The sequence below is a fragment of the Bacteroidales bacterium genome (assembly GCA_012519055.1).
Taxonomy (GTDB): Bacteria; Bacteroidota; Bacteroidia; order Bacteroidales; family Salinivirgaceae; genus JAAYQU01.
The window spans coordinates 25,612-48,442 of sequence record JAAYQU010000027.1; the positions used below are offsets into that span (position 1 = coordinate 25,612).

Annotated in this window: 13 protein-coding genes; 6 read left to right on the forward strand and 7 right to left on the reverse strand. The window is 34.3% G+C overall.

Features of this window, described 5'->3' with window-relative positions:
• Positions 1-129 precede the first annotated feature (129 nt).
• Positions 130-2,580, forward strand: coding sequence for a ferrous iron transport protein B (gene feoB / locus GX311_05285; protein NLK15793.1), 2,451 nt, complete (start codon positions 130-132; stop codon positions 2,578-2,580).
• Positions 2,581-2,665: 85 nt separating this feature from the next.
• Here the strand turns inward: feoB and gcvH are convergent, their stop codons facing one another.
• From gcvH to trpS, 7 genes are all read right to left on the reverse strand, one after another.
• A complete protein-coding gene (gene gcvH, locus GX311_05290; GenBank protein ID NLK15794.1) occupies positions 2,666-3,043 on the reverse strand; it encodes a glycine cleavage system protein GcvH in 378 nt (125 codons plus the stop codon).
• A gap of 150 nt (positions 3,044-3,193) precedes the next feature.
• Positions 3,194-5,530 carry a GAF domain-containing protein gene (locus GX311_05295; GenBank protein ID NLK15795.1) on the reverse strand — a complete coding sequence of 779 codons (2,337 nt, stop codon included), beginning with the start codon at positions 5,528-5,530 and terminating at the stop codon, positions 3,194-3,196.
• Positions 5,531-5,565: 35 nt separating this feature from the next.
• Complete coding sequence (locus GX311_05300; GenBank protein ID NLK15796.1) at positions 5,566-8,352, reverse strand: GAF domain-containing protein; 2,787 nt, start codon at positions 8,350-8,352, stop codon at positions 5,566-5,568.
• A gap of 61 nt (positions 8,353-8,413) precedes the next feature.
• Complete coding sequence (locus GX311_05305) at positions 8,414-10,744, reverse strand: PAS domain S-box protein (GenBank protein NLK15797.1); 2,331 nt, start codon at positions 10,742-10,744, stop codon at positions 8,414-8,416.
• A 56-nt stretch (positions 10,745-10,800) separates the two neighbouring features.
• A complete protein-coding gene (locus GX311_05310; protein NLK15798.1) occupies positions 10,801-13,119 on the reverse strand; it encodes a PAS domain S-box protein in 2,319 nt (772 codons plus the stop codon).
• Positions 13,109-15,451, reverse strand: coding sequence for a GAF domain-containing protein (locus GX311_05315; GenBank protein NLK15799.1), 2,343 nt, complete (start codon positions 15,449-15,451; stop codon positions 13,109-13,111). The genes GX311_05310 and GX311_05315 overlap by 11 nt, the downstream gene beginning before the upstream one ends.
• Before the next feature lie 172 nt (positions 15,452-15,623).
• Positions 15,624-16,613: a tryptophan--tRNA ligase gene (gene trpS / locus GX311_05320; protein ID NLK15800.1), complete on the reverse strand. Its 990-nt coding sequence runs from the start codon at positions 16,611-16,613 to the stop codon at positions 15,624-15,626.
• Between the two features lie 272 nt (positions 16,614-16,885).
• Here trpS and GX311_05325 point away from each other — a divergent pair, with 272 nt between their 5' ends.
• From GX311_05325 to GX311_05345, 5 genes are all read left to right on the forward strand, one after another.
• On the forward strand, positions 16,886-17,737 hold the full coding sequence (locus tag GX311_05325; protein NLK15801.1) for a T9SS type A sorting domain-containing protein: 852 nt from the start codon (positions 16,886-16,888) through the stop codon (positions 17,735-17,737).
• Positions 17,738-17,965: 228 nt separating this feature from the next.
• Entirely contained in the window at positions 17,966-18,433 is a 468-nt protein-coding gene (locus tag GX311_05330; protein NLK15802.1) for a hypothetical protein, read from the forward strand.
• A 25-nt stretch (positions 18,434-18,458) separates the two neighbouring features.
• Positions 18,459-19,718 carry an arginine deiminase gene (locus tag GX311_05335; protein ID NLK15803.1) on the forward strand — a complete coding sequence of 420 codons (1,260 nt, stop codon included), beginning with the start codon at positions 18,459-18,461 and terminating at the stop codon, positions 19,716-19,718.
• Positions 19,719-20,042: 324 nt separating this feature from the next.
• Positions 20,043-22,049: an OmpA family protein gene (locus tag GX311_05340; GenBank protein NLK15804.1), complete on the forward strand. Its 2,007-nt coding sequence runs from the start codon at positions 20,043-20,045 to the stop codon at positions 22,047-22,049.
• 85 nt (positions 22,050-22,134) lie between these two features.
• A complete protein-coding gene (locus GX311_05345) occupies positions 22,135-22,818 on the forward strand; it encodes an NAD-dependent deacylase (GenBank protein NLK15805.1) in 684 nt (227 codons plus the stop codon).
• Positions 22,819-22,831: the final 13 nt, after the last annotated feature.

The following is a 22,831-nucleotide window of genomic DNA, read 5'->3' on the forward strand; positions in this document are numbered from 1 at the left end:
TAACCACTGTTTTTTGTTCTAACAAATATTATTTTTTAGCATAAAATTTGCAAGATAATTAGTTGATTGTTATTTTTACGCAATCTAAATAAACAATTGAAAAATTGTTACCTTTGCAAAAAAATAAATATGAAGCTTTCGGAATTAAAAACAGGCGAAACGGCAGTTATTGTAAAGATTAGAGGGTACGGCGAATTTCGTCACCGAATTACCGAAATGGGCTTTGTAAAAAGCAAAGAAGTTTATGTGGTTAAACACGCCCCACTCCGCGACCCAATTGAATACAGGGTTATGGGCTACGACGTTTCGCTAAGACACACCGAAGCCGATTTAATAGAAGTAGTCAAGATTGATGAGCCTGGATATCAACAAAAAGCAGGGCAATTCGAAATAATTGACCGTGAAGAACTAAAAAAAGGTCTTGTTAAAAAAGGAAAAAATATTCATGTCGCGTTTGTGGGCAATCCAAATGCTGGAAAAACAACTCTTTTTAATGCGCTCAGTGGCTCTCACGAAAAGGTTGGCAACTACGGTGGTGTTACAGTTGACCTAAAACAGACCGTTTCACACTTTAACGACTACACCATTACATTTGTTGACCTGCCCGGAACTTACAGTCTATCAGCATATTCGCAAGAGGAGATTTTTGTACGCAACTATATTTTTAATAAAAAACCCGATATCGTTGTCAACGTAGTTGATTCGGGCAATTTTGAACGAAACCTATATCTCACCACACAGCTAATCGACATGGACATAAAAGTTATTATGGCTCTGAACATGTACGATGAGATGATCCAAAAGGGTGCAAAGCTCGATAGCCAAAGCCTGTCACAAATGCTTGGTATTCCAATGATACCTACCGTTGGACATAAGGGTAAAGGAATAACTAAACTAATGCAAAAAATAGTCGATGTTTATGAGGATAAAGACCCAATAGTCAGACATATACATATCCACTACGGTGCCGAGGTTGAGAAAGCAATTGAATGTATAGAGCCTTTAATAAATGAAAATAGAGATATTATTGCTCACCGATCGCCCCGATATTTGGCTATAAGAGCATTAGAGTCTGATGCTTTAGTTAGAGGGATTTTATCGAAAGCCGATAATTTTGAGGATATTCATAAAGTAACTAAAGAGAACGCAAAAAGAATTGAGACCTACTATACCGAAAAAATCGAAACTATAATTGCCGATGCCCGATATGGCTTTATTTCCGGAGCATTGCGGGAAACATATAAACAAACAAAACAAAACAGAAGGCAACTAACCGATTCGATAGACGCTGTATTAACCCACAAAATTTTCGGTTTCCCCATATTTTTTGCGTTTATGTTTATAATGTTTTACGCAACATTTAACTTGGGCAAGTATCCCGTAGAATGGATTGAATCGGCTGTTAGCTGGATTAACAGTATAGTTTCAAATATCCTGCCTGATGGCTCTTTCAAAGATTTGCTGACCGATGGAATAATAAGCGGTGTTGGAAGTGTTTTGGTGTTCTTGCCTAATATTCTAATACTATTCTTTTTTATTTCATTTATGGAAGATACTGGTTATATGGCTCGTGCAGCATTTATTATGGATAAAGTAATGCATAAAATGGGGCTGCACGGGAAGAGCTTTATATCGCTTCTTATGGGTTTTGGTTGCAATGTTCCTGCTATTCTGAGTACCCGAATGCTTGAGAATAAAAATGACCGTATCCTTACAATGTTAATCAATCCATTTATGTCGTGCAGTGCGCGGTTGCCTGTGTATATATTGATTATTGGTGCTTTCTTCCCAAAATATCCCACACTTATGTTAATGGGAATATATCTGTTTGGAATTTTATTGGCAGTCGTGACAGCTATTATTTTCAAAAAAACGCTGTTTAAACAGAAAGAGGCTCCTTTTGTAATGGAGCTTCCTCCCTATCGCATGCCAACAGCAAAGGTTGTTTTAAGAAATATGTGGAACAAGAGCTACGAGTATATAAGAAAAGTAGGTGGAACTATTTTAGTTGCCGTAATCATCATATGGTCATTAGGTTATTTCCCAAGAAACAGTGAATTGGACACACAAAAAGAGCAAGAGATAGCCTCTGTTGTTTCAAATAGTGACAGTTACACCAACCCTACAGCAGTAATTGATTCTATTTCAAACGAATACAAATCGAAACATTTCGAACAATCTTATCTAAGGTCTATTGGGACAGCAATTGAACCTATTTTACGTCCTGCCGGCATTGATTGGCAATTAGGAGTAAGTATAGTTACTGGAATTGCAGCCAAAGAGGTAATAATAAGTACATTAAGCGTAATCTATCACGTAAACGATGACAACGAAGATAACACATCGTTAAAAGAGATACTAATTGCTAAATCTAAGAACGATGAATCAGGTATAACACACTTATCTGCGCTGTCGTTCCTTGTTTTTGTGCTAATTTACTTTCCATGTGTTGGAGTTGTGGTAGCGGTAAAAAAAGAGACAAACGGCTGGAAATGGCCCCTATTTTTGGTTGCCTACACTACAATTCTTGCGTGGGTAATTGCTGTAATTGTTTATCAGGTGGGGAGCTTGTTTTTATAGGAAGAATATAAAAAACATAGCCAACTAAATCATTACTGTATAGTTGGCTATGCGATTTCAAATGTCGTTTTGCTTACAAAGCTGATTAACTTATATGAGCTTTATATTCATCTTCACTAAGTAGGTCATCTTTTTCAGACATGTTTGTCATTTTAACTTTAATCATCCAACCTTTTCCGTATGGATCTTTATTAACTGTTTCGGGGCTTGAATTAAGTTCCTCGTTTACTTCAATAACTTCACCTGATAATGGCATAAATAGGTCTGAAACAGTTTTAACTGCTTCTACTGTTCCAAAAACCTCGCCTTTAGATAAGGTTTCGCCTTCAGTTTCGATTTCTACAAATACGATATCGCCAAGTTGTTGTTGTGCAAAATCGGTAATACCAATGGTTGCAATATCTCCTTCAATTACTACCCATTCGTGTTCTTCTGTAAATTTAATATTAGCTGGTAATTTCATAGTTTTATTAATTTTAAAAGATTGTTTGCAAATATATATATTTTATTTCATATGTCTATATTTTTTCTATCTAAGGCAGAATGAAGCTCAAATACCTTATATTCATTTACTTGTCTACTAAATTTGTTTAGCATATTGGCTTCGGGATTATTATTTTGTATGAGATTCTATTTCCGAAATTATCGTAGCGATTTCTCTGTCATACTCTACTTTCTTGGTTACATCAACGAGGACTAGTGTTATTTGCTCAATAATAAATTCGTCGTCATCTTTAGGTATCGGGATGTATGTTTCTGACAGATACATTGTTTGCTTATTAATTTTTACTTTTTGAATTTTCTTTTGTGAGTTACCTGATAGTACTTCAGCCCAAAGCAATTCCTGTTCTCTTTTTGAAGCATCGTCTGGTGTCGTAAATGCATCCAAATAATTACCTACCATTTGTAGTGCTGATAATCCGAAGAATAAAGCAAATGATTCACTTACTTCTGTAATTTTACCTTCTGGAGAAAGAGTAGCGTACATTGTATTTGTATTTAGAATATCCAAAACGGCACTAAGTTCTTGCTCGCGTTTTTCAGCTTCCTCCTGTGTTGCAATCATTTCTTCCATATTTTGACGCATCTCCTCTTCGTGCTGTGCTAACACATCTTTTTGCTCATGTGACTGTTTTAATAGAGCAGCAGTTCTAATATTAGTTTTTGCACTATTAAATGTTGATGCTATATTAGCACCTAATTTATCGACAAACTCCATTTCATGCTCTTCAAACGGTTCGTAACCTAAAATTTCCACCACACCCATCATAACCTCACCACTTATAAGTGGTGCTATCAATGCGCTGCTTGGTATTTTATCGGTAACTAGCTCTGGTTTAATAATCGGAAAATCTTCTGTTGTATTTTCTATGTGTAACGTTTTTTTGTCTAATGCAACTCTACCAATTAACTCTTCTCCAATCTTAACTTTTTTATCAATAATTTTAGGATATCCATAAGCATGTGCTGCAATTAATTCATATTCAATCTCCTCAGAATCATCATTTACAATATACAGGGCACATTGCGGTTTACTCATATAAGAGCAGATGTTCGACACAATATTTTCAGACAATAGTTCAAGATTATCATTGTTTTGACGTAATATTTCTACAAAATGCGCAATTCCTTGGGTAACCCATGCTTGTTTATTATCAATCTCCTTTTGAATATTTTCTTCGATTTTGGCATGTACCAGGCTCTGTCTCATTTTATTCAGAGATTTTCCCAAAAGATCATTTTTACTTAGTAGTTTATATTCTGCATCTAAATTGCCTTTTCCAATTTCGGATGCAAATCCTGCCATTAGGTTAAGTCCGTCAATCAGACGGTTAACGCTTTTAGCGGTATCACTTATCTCGTCATTTGTCTTGATTTTCAGTTTATTCTCATAAGATATGTTACCTACAGCAACATCATGGAGCGACGATGTTAGCGAAGAGATCAGCTTGGTAATATAACGAGCTATAAACCAAATAAAGATACCTAAGATAATCAAGCCCATCACTGCGCTAACAAACGACAAATAATAGTTTCTTTTTGCTTCTTTTAGTATATGCCACGAGGGAGATGCTAAAACAAGTACATAATTGTCAGTGTTTTCTGATATTTTAAAAGGTGCAAACGAAATAAAATAACTTGATTGGCTGAAAGGGAAGTAACCTTCAATTACAGACGATTTACTATTTGCACGGCAATTCTCAAACATATGCATAAATACTGTATCAAAGCCTAGTTCTGTAAAATTTTCTCCAACTAACGAGTCTTCAGAATGAGAAATAATGACGTTGTTATAATCGACAACAAAAATTTGCTCTTTTTTGTTAGTTTTAAACGATGACAAGAATGACTGAAAATCACTAGAATAGCCATTAATAGATGTTGCTCCTATAAACTGATTTCTCTCAACAATTGGAACGCAATAGCTGTTTTGTATAACTGTGGTATTATCGTATTGATATTGATGAGGCGGCAGTATAGTTTCATGCATATTTTTCTGGGATAGTAAATATTGCGACATAACAGACAAATCACTACTATCAAAATCAATAGTATTTTGCATTCTGGTGTAAGAAATATTTATTTGCTCATCATTTTCAATAATAGTTGAAGGCTCAATAGATGTGCTGATTGACAGAAAATTTGGTGAATTAAATAGAATATTCTTAATGGAAGTTTCATAGATTGTCTGTCTCTCTTTCTCACTTATATCGTCATAAACAAGAAAAAGGTTATCTATTGTTTTTGCTGTAACTATATACTCTTGAATAAAAAGTTTTGCCTTATGACTTAACGCTTTGGCATTTGATTGGATTTGACTTTTATTAGTTTCTATAGAGTTGTCTTTAATTCTTTTGCTAACAATACCAATACTTACTCCAAAAACAACTGTCGCTGTGAGCAAAACAAGTATTAGCATTTTATTATGTATTTTCATTCTAATTCTCATGGATATGTAGTATTATAATGTTGAATATAATGATATTAAAATGATTCTATCTGTATTAATTCTTTTTCTACTTCTTCCCAAATGTTTGTTATTTCTTCAACTATTTTGTTGGTTGTGTCATCGATACTCTGTAATGAGACTTGTCTTTCTAATTGTCTTGACAAGCTGTTCATATCTTTAACCCCTAAATATGTCATTTTAGTACGGAATGCAACAATTTTTGCTTTTAACAGACTCCATTCACGTGAACTTAGTAATTCTTTTATTTCGTCAATTTGTATCGGAATGGCTTCTTTATATATTCTTAGTATATTAATGATTTTGTCACTATCGCCCTTATAAACTTTGAACAGATGATCTAAGCGTATATGTTTGAACTTAGAGCTATCTTTCAGCAACTCTTCAATATTCTTCTTGCTCTTCTTTTCTACTTTCTTTCTCGTAGCTTTAACTAATTCGTGCTTTTCTCTAAGTACAGCTAATTGGGCCTCTTTACGTTTTTCTTCGCTTATATCAACAGCGATATTTATAACCTTATAAGGTGTTCCGTTTCCGTCCAATATAGGTATATATATTTCTTGTAGCCAAATTTCCCGACCAAGATATTTTGCATAAAACTCTTGTTTTACCTCTTCACCTTTTTCTAATCTTGACCAAAATGCAATACGAGACTCTCTTTTTTCTTTACTTATGAATTCATGTTGTCCTATTTTTTTCCCTATCGCTTGTTCTCGTTTCATTTGGAACAGTTGGAGTAAACGGTCGTTTATATCTATTACAACTCCGTCCATATCGTATTCTACGTAGCATATTGCACTGGTTACAGAGTCTATAAGTTTTAAATATCGTTTCTCGCGTTCAGACGATTCTTCTTGAGTCGCTGCCAACTCCTCAATGTTTTGTCTCATCTCCTCTTCCTGTTGTGTTAGCTCATCGGCTTGAGTTCTTGATTCGTTAAGGAGTTCAGCTGTACGTACATTTATACGAACAATTGAAATTATTGAGGCTATAGAAACACTAACGGTCTCGACAAAACGTATTTTATATTCTTCAATAGGTTTCAATCCTAAAAGTTCAATGGCTCCTATTAACTCTTCGTTTACTATAAGTGGAGTTATCAACACGCTTCCGGGACTTGTTTGTCCAAGACCTGATGTGATTTTTGAAAAATCAGATGGAACATCATCAATGTATATTGTCTGTTTTTCGATTAAACAACGCCCTACAGCCCCTTGATTTTCATATATCTTATCTTGATTTATTCTATCTTTTGGGAAACCACTTGACGCATATAGTTTTAAATATGTGTCATATTCACTGTTCTCTACCAAATACAGTGCTCCTGATTGCACGTCAATATAATCAACAAGTTTTGTAATAACCTCTTGTCCTAGTTTGTACAAATCGTCATTGTATTGTCTTAATGATACTGCAAACATATTAAGACCTTGTGTGCTCCAATTTTTATGAAAATCTTCTTTTTGGCGCTTTTCTTCATCTTTTTGGGCTTTAATAAGCGAATCGCGCATATTTAAAATACTATTACCTAAGATATCCTCTTCGCTCAGAGGTTCGAATTGGTGTTCATAATCGCCATCCTTAATTTTCTCTGCAAATGCAAGAGTATTTTTTAGCCCACTGATAACTTGATTAACAGACTCGCTCATCAACTGTATCTCATCGCCTGTTTTTATGTTGAGTTGATTTACATTTTGAATATCTCCCAAGGAAAGTTGATAAAGTATTTTCGTAGTTTTTCTCAATGGAAGAACTATCATCATAGAAATAATTATGATAATTAATATTAAAAGAATAAAGCCATGAAATGCGATTTGCTTAGTATAAGCCATATGGGCATCTACTTTCCCTATGATTGTTTTTAGGGGCATATTAATTGCCAAAGCCCATGTAGTGCCACTATTGCCTATTTCTAAAGGCATAAATACTGTGTAGGTAAATGCATTTGTTCTGTTCGAGAAATATTCGAAATCATATGCTTTCCCATTAGTAAAATTTTGAATTATTTCATTAATATCAATATCTAAACTATCAGATTCTAAGTAACTTTTCCCTAATAGTGATTTGTCGGGGTGCGCAATAATTGTTGATCGGTCAGAAACTAAAAAGGCTTCTGAGCCATCGAAGGGTTTAATTGAATCTATCATTCCTACGAAATTTTCCAATGCAATGTCAACTCCCACAATTCCTGCAAACTCATTATTAATATTTAAAGGCACACCAATTGAGGCCATTAAAACTAAATTATCTCCTAGTTTATAAAAATAAGGTTCCGTTATGAACTCTTTGTTAGTTATTTTTATATTATAATACATACTTGCGGTATCGTCACCTTCGAAGTTTATGGAGTCCCCCGCATACTGTATTTGATCTCCTTCCCGAAAAAATGAAGTTATTATTCTGCCAAATTTTTTGGTATAATTTTTATTTAAAAAACGGTACTCCCATGAATCCCAAACTGACGCGTATTTTGGATTCTCACTTGCTGATTTCTTCAATGATGACTTAAAAAAGGCTTTTGCTTCTGATTTAGGTATGTTAGGATATGTAGAGAACACATGGGAAAGTACTCGCATCTCGAAAAAAACGCTGTTAATTTCTGTTTGAACCTCACATCCATAATCGTACGCTACTGTTTTTGCCAAGTCTTTAGATTCTTTAATAGCTACTTTTTCAAAATCATGATTTATATATCTGAAAACTACGAAATAAACTAAAGCCGTCGATGCTGAAACACCTAACGTTAGCTTTAACACTAGACCAAATCTAAATTTTCGGAACCTATTTTTTTTATTTACCGCCATGTTTGCCCGGTTTGTGATTGTTATTAATTGTTAATTGACTTATGGTTTATGACATTAAGCACTAAGTATTTGTTTTACTTTGAGTTAAATCAATAGTTATATTATAAACTTTATCGGGTTCTCCATATGAATTGAGTACAGGTGTGTACAACTCTGTAATCCACATTGTTTTTCCGTTAACTTCTATCTCTTGAGTTATTTGTCTGGTTTCTCCATTTCTTAAATCCAACCACAAACTATCAAACAATTTGGACGTCTGCTTTTTTGTAGCAAAACTGCCCTGTTTTTTCCCTAATAAACTTTCTTTGGGAAGACCCAACACATCGCAAAACTTTTGATTTATGTCTATCAAAGTTCCATCCATATCGTATAAAGCAACCATTGACACCGTGTTTATCGCATCAATTAATTTACGCGTACTCTCTTCGCGCTTTTGCGATTCCTCTTGAGTTGCCCGCATCTCTTCAATGTTTTGGCGCATTTCCTCTTCCTGTTGTGTCAACATTTCGGTTTGTTCTTGTAATTGGCTTAAAAGAGTATCTGTTCTACGTGATATTTTTAACGAATTGATAAATGAGGCTATTCCCTCACTTGATTTTTCAATAAATGTTATTTCATGAGGCTTTAATTTATTGAACGATATTAATTCAAGTACTCCTAATGCTATGTTGTCATTAATTAAAGGGAACAGAGCAATACAGTTTGGACTAGCGTCGCCCAAACCGCTGGAGATGTTTATGTAATTATCTGGAACGTCAGTAAGCAAGACTGTCATTTTTTCAAATGCACAACGTCCAACTAATCCTTCCTCTGGTTTTATTTTGGCATGTATTAGTCTGTCTCTATCATATGCAACTGCTGATACTAATTCATAATAAATATCATCGGAATCATTATCATTTAATATATATAACGCACCTTGACATGCTTCAATCTGATTTATAATAAACCGCACCACCTCATATCCCATATTTTTAATTGATCCTGATGTGTTCCTTATAATGTCAGCCAATTTTGCTTGGTTTTGAGTAATCCATATTTGTATTTTTTCTTCTTCCTGCTTTTTCGCAAGTTCTTCATCTGCTTTTTGTAGGTTTTCTCGCATCTCTATGAGTGCTTGTCCCAGAGTGTCCTGCTCACTTAATTTATTATACTGGGCATTAATATTTCCTGAACCTATTTCTTTTGCAAAACTTAACGCATTCAATAGTCCGTTACTCAGAGTTTCAATGCTTCGTTCCATCTCTCCTATTTCGTCACTGCGCGTCGTATCAAGGTCCTTATTGAACTCAATTTGACCGAGTGCCAATTTTTTAATTAATTGTGTTGTTTGTCTTATGGGACGCGAGATACTATAAGATACTAAATAAACAATGACAGTCATAAGAACAAAACCAATTATGCCTATAAGAAGAGAAAATCTCATCATGCTTTTTGCTGGAGCAAGTACCACATCCATAGGAACCGCAACACAAAGTGTCCATGGTCTATCGTCTCCAATTGATATTATGGGAGAAAAGGCATAAAATCTCTCATTACCCAAAGAGTCGTTGTCTATGACTGTAAAAGAAGTACCGCTCTGTATTTTATCTAAAATCTCATGCCTTGTTGCAAATCCTTTATTTGTTTCTGTGATTTTTTTACCGTAAAAGCTCTTGTTTGGGGCTGTAACCCATGATCCGTCATTGCTTAGTATAAAGGCATAACCTTGCTCAAAAGAGCTCAGATTATCACAAATATCTTGAAAATACCCAAGATCAACATCTACTCCTGTTACACCCACAAACTCGCTATTATAAACAATTGGTGTACTAAAGTTTGTGTTCAAAACGTTGTCTTCCTCTTTGCCCGAGTATGAGTAATATTCAGGATTACTTAACCAATCTTTCTTTGTTGTTTTTAATTGATAATAGGAACTTTTAACATCATCTCCTTCCATATTTCTATACGCATCAAAGTATGTTACTGTTCTATTATTACGGAAATATCCGAATAGATATCGTCCATAAGTATGCTTATATGCCGCATCAATGAACCTTAATTCAAAACTTGTAGCTGTTGACAGAAAACCTTTGTTTTGTTCAATTATATTTTTTTGTGTTTCGAGAAATATAGGAGAGAATTTGTCCCAATCTAATTGATGGAAAGTTGCGCCCAAATCTGCTAGTGTTCGTGTAATTGCAAAAATACCATCCAATTCACCTTTAATTTGTTTTGCATATTCTTCCGAATTTGATATTGCCAACTGCTTTGCAGATTTATTTAAGCTATTTATACTATGAATACTTAAATATCCGAAAGAAACAACATAAACAATTGTTGCCGAGGAAAGTATATAAAGTAGTAATCTTCCTTTTATATTTAGTTTTAATCTATCTGAAATTTTAATCATAACAAGGACATATATGTTAGAATGATTTTTCTATCTGTTTGAGTTTACTATTGTTATTATAACATGTATTCAGTTGCTACACAAATTACTTTAATAAAATTACCTGCAGTGTCATTTACGGGACTATAAACTTCAGATAATTTTCGAATATTACCTGCAAAAGAGTACGTTCTATCAACTTTTACAACTTCACCATTTGACAATAGTTCCCATAAATAGGAGTTTGACATTTCTTCGGGCTCTGATATTTCAACATCTCTTATAAAATTAAAACTTTTTCCTAATAGTTGTTCTTTTGAAATACCCATGAAGTTACAAAAATTATTATTCACATATACAATTTCTCCTGACAAATCTAAATGGAATATATATGCTAAAACGTTAACAGCATCTTTCAAACTCTCTGTCTCTGCGTCTCGCTTTGCAAACTCCTCTTGTGTTGCTATCAATTCCTCCATATTCTGACGCATCTCTTCCTCTTTTTGTGTCAACTCTTCTGTTTGCATCTTTGTTTGCTCAAGCAAGTTGCTTGTTCTTTCAGCAACCTGTCTTGCTGCAATAGTCGATGCAAGACTGTAACATGCCTTTTCAATAAATTCTATTTCATGTTCAGCTATCGGATTAAATGATGCTATTTCAACAACTCCCAATACATCGCCGTTCATTTCTAAAGGAATCAATATAATGTAATTTGGATTTGCTTTTCCTAAACCTGATGTTATGTTTACATAATTTTTTGGTACCTGAGTTAAGTATATTGACGCTTTCTCAAAAGCACATCGCCCTACCAATGATTCGCCTATTTTGTAGGCTTTTGTTATTGAGCGTTTCCTTCCCCATGCAAGCGCTGCAAATGCAACGAACTCAACGTTTTCTTCTTCGTTCTCTGGATTTTCAATTTCTTGAGCAAGAAACAAAACACCCTGATTTGCTTTTACATAATCTACAACAAATTTTAATGCCGAATATGTATGTCCTTGAAAATCTAAATCTTGCCGACGAAGTATTTCGTTCATTTTCGCCACTCCACTATTTATCCAAGTTTGCAACTCTTCACTTTTTCTCCGTTGTATATCCTGATCTCTTGCTTCCTTAAGGTTATTTTGCATCTCAATGAGACTCAATCCAATAACATCGTTTTCACTATGTGCTTTATATTCAGCATCAAGGCGCCCTTCTCCAATTCCTTTTGTAAATTCTGACATTTCAAACATCCTGTCTATCAAAAGATTTAGCGAATTGTTTATTTGTCCTATCTCATCGTTATTATCGTTTGTTAATCTGTTTACAGATTCAATTTCACCAAGTGCCAACTTGTTAATTGCTTTTGACACATCGTTCAAAGGTTTGATAAGTCTTATGGCAAATAAATAAGCAGCTAAAAGCACAATAATAAGTCCTACTAAACATACTATTACTGTGTTGAACAGTATTTCGTTACTTTTAGAAAAATGAGCTTTTTGAGAAAAAGCCAATCCAAAGCTCCAAGGAGTATCTGTATTTCCTGCATAAACAGGTGAAAAACAAATATAATAGTTCGTCTTGTCGCTACCGTTTTGATAAAAGGCAAATCGTTTCCCGACATTTATTAAAGAGTTTATATCGAACTCTCGGTTTTCTAGTATTTCGGTAATATTGTCACCAATTATTTCCCCGTATTCGTGCGAAATAATTGTACCTTGGTTTGAAATAAAAAAAGTTTGACTTCCATCTAAAAACTCTATTTTTTGCACCAAATTATTAAAATAGTTTAACGGCAAATCTATTCCCACAACTCCTGCAAATTGACCTTTGTACATTATCGGGCTGCAGACACTAATTACCTTATTCTCTTGTTCCCCCAAATAGTTTATATAGGGCTCAGATATTGTATTTTCAGGATTTGCTTTTATTTGTTGATACAATCCTTTAGTACTATATCCTGTGTGTTCAAGAGTATCTACTTTGAATTTTACTGCGTTGTTATGTCTATAAAAACCACTCTTAACATTGCCATATTGAAAATTAGTGTTGATCTTATTTAACTCCCATTGTAACCAGATGTTTTGAATGTGATTATGCTCGTTAATAGCACTTTTAAGTATCTCTTTAGTAATGCTGTCACTAATCGATTGTTTATAATTGGGCATCTGACCTAATGTTGTGCTTAAGTTTTGTACTAAACTAAAATCTTGATTTAACTCAGTTGTCAATTTTTGAGCGAGACTTGTTGTTACTTGGGTTAAATACAGTTCTGTATCTTCCCTAAAAATGCGAGATGTTTTTATGCTCAGATAACCTACAGTTAAAATTAGAAGAAAAATTGTTGTTGATAATGCGAAAAACAACAATTTTGCCCTAAATGAAGAGGTTGTTTTTTTATATTTATTTAACATTTTTATCTCCGTATGAATGAGTTATGTCTATTGCAATGTTTATTACTTTTAATATTTTCCCTTGACTATCTTTAACAGGAACATAAGTTTCAGATAAAACAATGTTTTTGAACCCGGCATCAATTATTTGCACTGATGTAACTGTTTCACCTTTACGCAATTTTGCCCACATTTTGTCGTTTTTCTCCCTGTTTTCGACTTTGTCAAAGCTACCTTGTTTTTTACCAATAATCTGCTGCCTGTCAACACCAAGAAGACGTAGAAAATTATCATTGATGTCTGTTAAATATCCATCAATATCATACTCAGATACCATTGAAATTTGATTAACAGCGCTTACTAGCGATGATATTTGTTCTATTCTGTGACGGGCTTCTTCTTGAGTTGCGTTTAACTCTTCGAGAGTTTGTCTGGCTTGTTCTTCTTTTAACGCCAAGGCCTTACTCTGTCTTTGTGATTGTTCTAGCAAACGCACAGTCTTTTGGTTTGTTATGACATTTGCCACTGTAACAGCCATGTCATCACCTACTTTTTCCAAAAACTCAATTTCAAAATCTTCGTACTCCTTGAAAGAGATTAACTCAACAACTCCTAATACCTCTTCATTTGTTTTCATAGGAACAAGCACAATAACATTGGGTGTAGCATTGCCGAGCCCCGATTTAATTCTGGGATAATTGTCTGGAATCTCAGTAAGATATATGGTTAGCTTTTCAGATGCACAACGACCAACTAAGCCTTCTTCAAGTTTTATTTTGCCTTTGGCGATCTTTTCTCTTCCAAATGCTATTGCTGCCGTCATTTCAAAATAAAGATCGTCTTCAGTATCATAATTCTTCACATATACTCCACCTTGTACTGCATCAACATATTCCATAGTAAACTTCAATGCAGAAAAAGTCAGCTGGCTCATACTTTGACTATGCTGACGTAATATTTCACTTACCTTGTTTATACCTGTCGCTGACCACTGCTTTCGATCGTCTAATAGCTTTTGTTCGGCCTCTCTCTTATTCAAAATGCGTTTGTTTTCTCTAATATCAATGAGGGCATTACCAATAATGTCCGATTCGCTAAGTGGCTTAAATTCAGCATCTAAATTCCCTTTGCTCATTTCTGTTGCAAATTTAGCAAGGGTGTTCATATTGTCAATCAATTGATTAATTTGACAACTCATAGCATAAAGTTCGTCATTGGTATTTAGGATTATTTTTTGACTTTCATCAAATACACCTCGACTAAAACTATCAAAAACGCTTATGAAAAGCTTTGTTGGGGAAAGTACTCTTTTTATAATCAAGTATATAATCACCAATGCTAATATAAGCCCCAAAATACCAGCTACTATAGAGAAAATCAAAAACTCATTGTTACTTTTTAAAATATTGTCTAACGGAGTAATCAAACATAAAGCCCACGGAGCTATATCATCATTAATTTTTATGGGGAATATAGTTACATAACTCTCCTTTCTATCGGTAATAAATGAGATGGGTTTACCTGCCTCCACATATTTTAAAAAGTTAAACCCCATGTTTTTAAACTGTTCTAAATTTGTTATGTTTCTGCCGTTTTGGCTGTCGTCAGGATGAAGTGCAACAGTTCCTTTATTGGACAATAGTATAGCATAACTATCTGGGGAAGAAGTTGTTTTACTTATCAAACTTTCCAAAGATATATCAACACTTACAACACCTTTAAAAACATTGTTTTTGATTATGGGTACTGTAAAATTTGCTACTAAATTCTCAGAGCCATTATTATTTGAGTAAGATGCTAAACGAGGGTCGTCTAAAGCAGATATTCCACTTGCTTTAACTTTGTTAATAGCTAAGTCTGTAATTTCATTCGTTTTAGAATCTTCATCAGCGGTAAGTTTTTTAACCTTATTGCTCAAACGATAATAAGCAAAGTTGAAATTATTTTTATGTGTATCGTTAATATTACTTGTGTCGGCAACAACAGAATCTTCTTCGTTCTGAAATATGCACCATATTGCTAAAATATTAGCATTACTTACCATAGCTCTAGCAATATTGTTTTCTATGTATTCAGCACGTTTTTCCTCAATTGTATATTCCCGTGTCTCAATAATGCTTTTTAAAAAGTATGCTGAACTTTGACACTCTTTAAATACTATTTGACTTTTATAGGCATTTTCACTACAAACTGCATCTAATGTCTTTTTGATGCTATCAATTGTTTCTTGATTTCTTTTTATAGAAACAGCAATTAATACTGGAATAAGCACAACAATAACTACAAGAGTTGTGTATGCTATCAGTTTAGAACTAAGGTTCTTTTTTCTACTTCTTGATGAAAAATTTTTCATTCAGAGCTTGTTTTAACCCGAAAACATTTTTAAAAGTAAGAACAATTGTGCTTAAATGCTATAAAAAGCCTTAAATGTTAATCGAAATAGATTTGAATTTCCCAAAGTTATTAATTTCTTTTAATTTATAGCATACACGATTGTATAAAAACGGCTTATTTCAACACGTTTTTTACAGTGTTCTTATACCCATAATTTCTCTTACTTCTCGGACTGTTTTTGATGCACTCTCTCGCGCTTTCTCTGCTCCTATTCTAGCTGTCTTTTTTAGCATATCTTCGTTGCTGCTTAGCTCTTGCATTCGCTCATAAATAGGTGTTGTAAATTTTATAATATCCTCTGCCAGCTGCTTTTTTAGGTCTCCATACCTGATAGTGCAATTTGCATATGATTCACGGAAAAATTTAACTGTCTTACTATCTGAAACAACGTCCATTATTGTAAACAGATTGTTTACGCTTTCCGAAACGGGCGAATTTGGCTTGGTTGGACCCGAATCGGTAACTGCTTTCATAACTTTTTTGCGAATAACTGAAGGCTCATCGGCTAAGAAAATTCCATTTCCTTCTGATTTTCCCATTTTTCCTGACCCATCAAGACCTGGTATTTTTATTAGCTCTTGACCAAAATTAAATGCAGTAGGTTCTTTAAAATACTGAACGTTATAGATATTGTTAAATCTACTTGCAAAGGTTCGTGTCATCTCCAAATGCTGCTCTTGATCTTTCCCCACTGGAACTTTAGCCGCATGATGAATAAGAATATCGGCAGCCATTAACACAGGATAAGTTAGTAATCCAGCATTAACGTTGTTGGGATTTAGCCTTACTTTATCCTTAAAACTGGTGGTACGATTAAGCTCTCCGATATAAACAATCATATTTAGTAACGAATATAGCTCATATGTTTCAGGCACATCACTCTGTACATATATAACCGCTTTCTCAGGATCAAGTCCCGATGCTAAATATTCTATTAAAGTTTGGCGGACATTGCCGTGTAAATCAACCGGATTTGGATGTGTTGTGAGAGAATGTACGTCTGCAATAAAAAACATACAGTCGTTTGTTTCCTGCATTTTCACAAAATTTACCATTGCTCCAAAGTAATTCCCCAAATGAAGCCTGCCTGTTGGGCGAATACCGCTTACTACTCTTTCCATATTTGTAGATTTCTTGTTTTATATATTACTTACAAAACTAATCGCAAATCGGTTATTTGACAAATATTTGTTGTGCAATAATTGCTGTTTTTTACTTAACAAAACATATAAATATATTATTATCAACCTAATAGCGCGATATAAATATGTCAGATTTATAGTTATTTTCAATTTAATGGTAGGTTAAACCAGAAAATACTTTCTTTTACTTATTAATTTTGTATCTTTACTTCGTAAGTTATTTGTTAGCAACAGTTAAAAGAATTAGAAAAATGAAAAGGATTACGACAATTTTATTTTTAATACTTATAGTTGAACAGACTAATGCACAATATTTAGTAATTGGCGATAGCAATTTGGGAGGAAACAATATTCCATTTCAGGACACAATAATATCTTCTTATGATTCCATGAGTTGCTCTACTTTTAATTACTACCTTGATATAGATCAAGATTCAAATCCAGATATACATTTTTATTTAAATTGCTACATAGGAGGACTTGGAAATAGCTTTGAAATCTCTTTAACTACATCTAATGATTTTTCAATCCATATAGATACAAGTTACATAGAACATTTTCAATTCATAAATTCTAACGGGCAGGTTCAAGATACTACAAGAAGAACATCCGTAGTGAAAAAGTATAATTTTGGTGATACAATTTTCAGCAATCAGGTTTTTTGTAATACTGAAGGAACATTGTTGAATTACAGTAGTGGGCACTACCCTCCATGCGTATATAATAATGTTGTTTTATTTCTCGAGGACACATCATATATTGCTTTGGAAAAAAGTAATGGAGATTTATTTTATTTTAAAATATATATGTGCAATAAATCAACTCTTGAACTAATTCATGGAAAGACTAATACCCTACTATCTATAGGCGAACTTACAACATTACAGAGCCACATATTTCCTAATCCTGCTACCAATGTAATTCATTTTAAAGACAACTACGATTCTATAGAGATATATTCAGTAGAAGGCATTTTGTTAATTGAAAGAAATAAGCTAGGTACTCATAAGACTATAGACATATCAAGTCTTAAAAGCGGCTTTTATATAGTTGTTCTTAAAAAGGATAAATACAGCTATACAACTAAATTGTTGAAAATGTAACTAAGCCAACAAGTAGCTTATTTCACTAAGACTACTGTTTTAAACACAAAATTACACATTGCATTTGCAAACTTTTTGTTTCATTTGCCATATAATTTTTAATAATTAATTACTAGTTAAATCCGCTTAAAACTCTTGTGCTCCGATTTATTAGGAGAATTAAAGCTATTTTTATAATTTTGCACTCGCAAAAAAAATCGTATTCAAAAAATTAAAAACAGATGAGCTATGTATAAGATATTTGTTATCGGTTTAGTAGGATTCATGTTAGTTTCATGCAATAAATCAAAGAGTGTTGAAATTGTTGAAACTTATGAAAATGGTGAAATAAAGATTAGAAAGACCACAAAAAACACAAAAGAAAATATCTATTTGTACGAGGAGCTGTACCAATCGGGACAAGTGAAAATTATTGGTGAAATGAAAGACGATAAGCGTTTTGGTGAATGGAGGGCTTATCACGAAAACGGTAACGTTTGGAGTGTAGGCGAATATGTTGAGGGTAAACGTCAAGGCTTTTCTGAGGTATTTTTTCCTGGTGGGGTAATAAACATGTCCGGTTATTATAAAGATGACAGACCCGACAGTCTTTGGGTTATCTATGACAATTTAGGAGACACTTCTCAAGTTACACTATATAGAAATAATGAAATTGTAAAAAGCTATAATAAATCGACAATGGCTCCATTGAAATAACAGAAGGGTTTAAAACATAAAACTTATGAGCAGCAAATTAAAAGTAGGCGTCACATCTGAAATTGGCGATCTAGAGGGTGTAATAATCCATGTCCCCGGATTAGAGGTTGAAAATATGACCCCGAAAAATCACGAAAGTGCACTTTATGGCGATATATTAAATTTATCTATTGCGCAGCAAGAGTACTACTACTTTAAAACTGTATTGGAAAAACATGCCAACGTATTTTTAGTTAATGACCTCCTTGCAGAAACAATCGCAAACTTCCGGGCTAAAGAGTTTTTAATTGATGCAATGTACAAAAATGAAAAGCCACTATTTCCTAAAAAGCAACTTATAATGTTATCTGACAGCGAACTGGCACGACAACTTATTGAAGGTGTTGCACTCGCAAAAGATAATCTTACAAAATATCTTAGTAAAGAGTACTATGCAATAAAACCCTTGCATAATTTCTTTTTCACGCGCGATTCATCAATAGCAATTGGAGACAAAATGCTTATAGCCCGAATGGCAAACAAAGTTCGTGAAAGAGAATCACTCATTATGCAAACAATATTCGAATATCATCCACTTCTACGAACTACAACAGTAAACCCTGTCGAAAAATCACTCTTTAATGACAACGTCGCAATAGAGGGAGGAGACATTCTTGTTGCACGAGAAGACGTTTTAATTATTGGCTTAAGTTCAAGAACAACATCACAAGGAATAGACTTTATTTTAGAAGAGTTTGGAGTGAAGGGTCAAATAAAACACATTCTTGTTCAAGAACTTCCTTCATCTCCTGGTTCTTTCATCCACTTGGATATGATTTTTACTCTTTTAGATCAAGATTCATGCATGGTATTTGAGCCAATTATTCTTAAACCCAATCGTTATCAGACCATACACATAACTATTGATAATGACAATGTTACTGTAAAAAATGAAGCAAATTTATTATCGGCTTTAAAAAAATTAGGAATGGATTTGAAGCCAATTAATTGCGGAGGTACAATAGACACTTGGATTATGGAGAGAGAACAATGGCACAGTGGGGCAAACTTTTTTGCATTGGGACCGGGTAAAGTAATTGGATATGCAAGAAATGTACACACTATACATGAATTAAATAAACATGGATTTGAAGTTCTTGCAGCTGCTGACATTTGCTCTAACAAAGTAAATGTGAACGATTATAAAAAATATGTTGTCACCCTCGATGGAAATGAGTTGCCACGTGGTGGCGGCGGAGCACGTTGTATGACAATGCCATTTGCGAGAAAACAAGTAAATTGGTAAGTCTGCAATTAGCAATTGGAACACAGATGACACGGATTAAACAGATTACCACAGATTTAATGTGGGTGCAACCCTTGTAGTCGCCCAAAACTTAATGGTTCTTAATACCTTAATGGTTTAATTATTATATTGAAGTTGAAAGAGATTTAATAAAAATCGGGTATCAAAACACACCATTTTATACAATATATTATATCTTTGTCGTTTACAAAAGCAAAATGGTTGAAGTTGTTACGCAATTTTGGAGTAAATTTGTTTGAAAAATCGGCAAAGTTGTTATAAATTTGGAATAAAAATATCAATAAACGAATAAACATTTTTAATATGAAGGCATTACGGCTGGTTATATTGCTTGTAGGAATTACTCTATTTTCGGGTTTAAATGCCCAAACGGTAGTTACCACAAAAGCTGATGAAGCACTGAATAAAGGAAAGTATTTCGAAGCTATTGACTTGTATAAATATGCATTTGCTAAGGCAAAAGACCCTTTAACAAAAAGATATATCAATTATCAGGTAGCTTGTTGTTACAAAATTATTAACGATTACAGACAGGCAGAATCATGGTTTAGAAAAGTAACCCGTAGAGATCCGCACTCAAACTTGGCATATTTATACTATGCCGAAGCCTTACATGCAAATGGTAATTACGATGCTGCAATAGAAAACTACAAAAAATTCCTTGAGTTTGAACCATCAAGTCAACGCGGACAGCGTGGCCTTAAATCAGTTGAGTCAGCAAAAAAATGGACGGAAAATCCTACCCGACACAAAGTCATTCCAATGTATTACTTCAACTCAAGAGAGAGTGATTATGGTGTAGCATACGCACGTGACAATTATCAAGGAGTATTTTTTACATCTGGGAATGACAAATCTTCTGGAGGAAAAATTAACCCTGTAACCGGTCAATATTATTCCGATATTTTCACATCGGTAATAGATAGGAAAGGAAATTGGTCAAAACCAGAACCTATTGATGGAGAAGTGAATACCGATTATGAAGAGGGAGCGTTGTGTACAAATGCCAAAGCAAATACAATGTGGTTTACATCAATGAGACCAAATGACAGAGGAAAGCTTACAACACAAATATATGTATCGAAAAAGCAGGGCTTATCTTGGGGAAAAGCAGAAAGAGTACCTCTTTTTGAATCAGACTCAATTGCAGTAGGTCATCCTGCAATATCACCAGATGAAAATACACTTTACTTTGTAACAAATATGCCAGGAGGACAAGGAGGAAAAGATATATGGTATTCAACCTTCGAGGGCGGACAGTGGAGCAGACCAAAAAATTTAGGTCCTGAAATAAATACCCCCGGTGACGAAGTTTTTCCATATGTACACGCAGATGGTACTCTATATTTCAGTTCAGATGGACATTTAGGCATGGGAGGGTTAGATATTTTTAGTGCCAGTAAAGTTGATGGAAAATGGGAAGTCAAAAATTTGCAATATCCAATTAACTCTGTTAGAGATGATTTTGGGATTGTATTTGAATCGGAAAAAGAGAGAGGTTACCTTTCATCAAATAGACCAGAATCACGAGGAAAAGATGATATCTTCCAATTTACACTCCCTCCGCTTGAGTTTAAAATGATGTTAACCGTAAAAAGTGAACGCACCAACGACGGAATATCAGATGCTGCAGTTAACATTATTGGAAGCGACGGTACTAATGAAACAAAATCAACAGAACAAAACGGAACACTTACTGTAAATCTTAATCCAAATACAGATTATCGCATTATAACTAGGAAAGGGGGCTTCCTTGCAGGTAGAGGAAAAGAGTCTACATTCGGGATTACTGAAAACAAAACAATCACACCCGTTATTTACATGACACCAAACGATGCTCCCAGACTAGTAAACGTTATGTACGACTTTGGAAAATGGGACTTAAGACCTGAGTCAATGACAGCATTGGAGGAACTTGTGGAAATTTTACGCGACGACAACCCTAATATTACTATTGAGCTTAGTGCTCACACAGATGCTCGTGGTAGTGCCGAATTTAATAAAGACCTTTCGCAAAAACGCGCGCAATCGGTTGTCGACTTTTTAGTTCTATACGGAATCGATATCGAACGTCTTACAGCTGTAGGATATGGAAAAGAGAGACCGAAATTAATTACCCCAAAAGAGGCAGCCGATTTTGAAACAATGCCGGGATACGAATTTTTGAAATCTGGAGTTATTTTGACTGAAACATATATTAACAGTCTCCCCTTGGAAGAGATGCAGGAGATCGCTCATAGTCTCAATCGTAGAACCGAGTTTAGGGTTACTGGAACCGATTACGTACCTCGTATCAGAAGAAGAAAATAAACACAAACGGCATCTGATTTTAGATGCCGTTTTTATTTTTAATCTATTTTGATTAAATTTGTGTTAAACCTTAAATTATATGTCAATGAAAAAAGTTGTTGTATTATCAGGAGCCGGGATGTCGGCAGAAAGTGGAATTCGTACATTCCGCGATATGGGCGGATTATGGGAAGAATACGATGTTATGGAAGTTGCAAGCCCGGAAGGTTGGAGAAAAGACCCCGAACTTGTAACAAAGTTTTATAACGATAGAAGAAAACAGTTGGAAACATCTAAGCCAAATGCAGGCCATATAGATCTGGCAAAAGCCGAAGAAAAATACGATATCCACATAATTACACAAAATGTTGACAATTTGCACGAAAGGGCTGGTAGCTCAAAAGTTCTCCATTTGCACGGAGAGCTTACAAAAGTCCGTTCGACATATGATGATAGTTTGGTTTATGATATTGGATACAAAGAGATTAAAATAGGCGACAAATGCGAAAAAGGATACCAGCTGCGTCCTGATATTGTTTGGTTTGGCGAAGCTGTACCTGCAATTTCAGAAGCTGCAGAAATATCGAGTACAGCAGAAGTCTTTATAATTATTGGAACCTCGATGAATGTTTATCCTGCCGCAGGACTTATTAACTATGTTCCAAGAGGTGTACCTATTTTTGTAGTTGATCCTAATCCAATTGCGGTATCGTCTTACCCAAATATCACATTTGTTAAAGAACCTGCCTCTACAGGAGTGAAAAAGGTTTTTGAGATGTTGGAACCGTAAAGTGAGAGGTAAA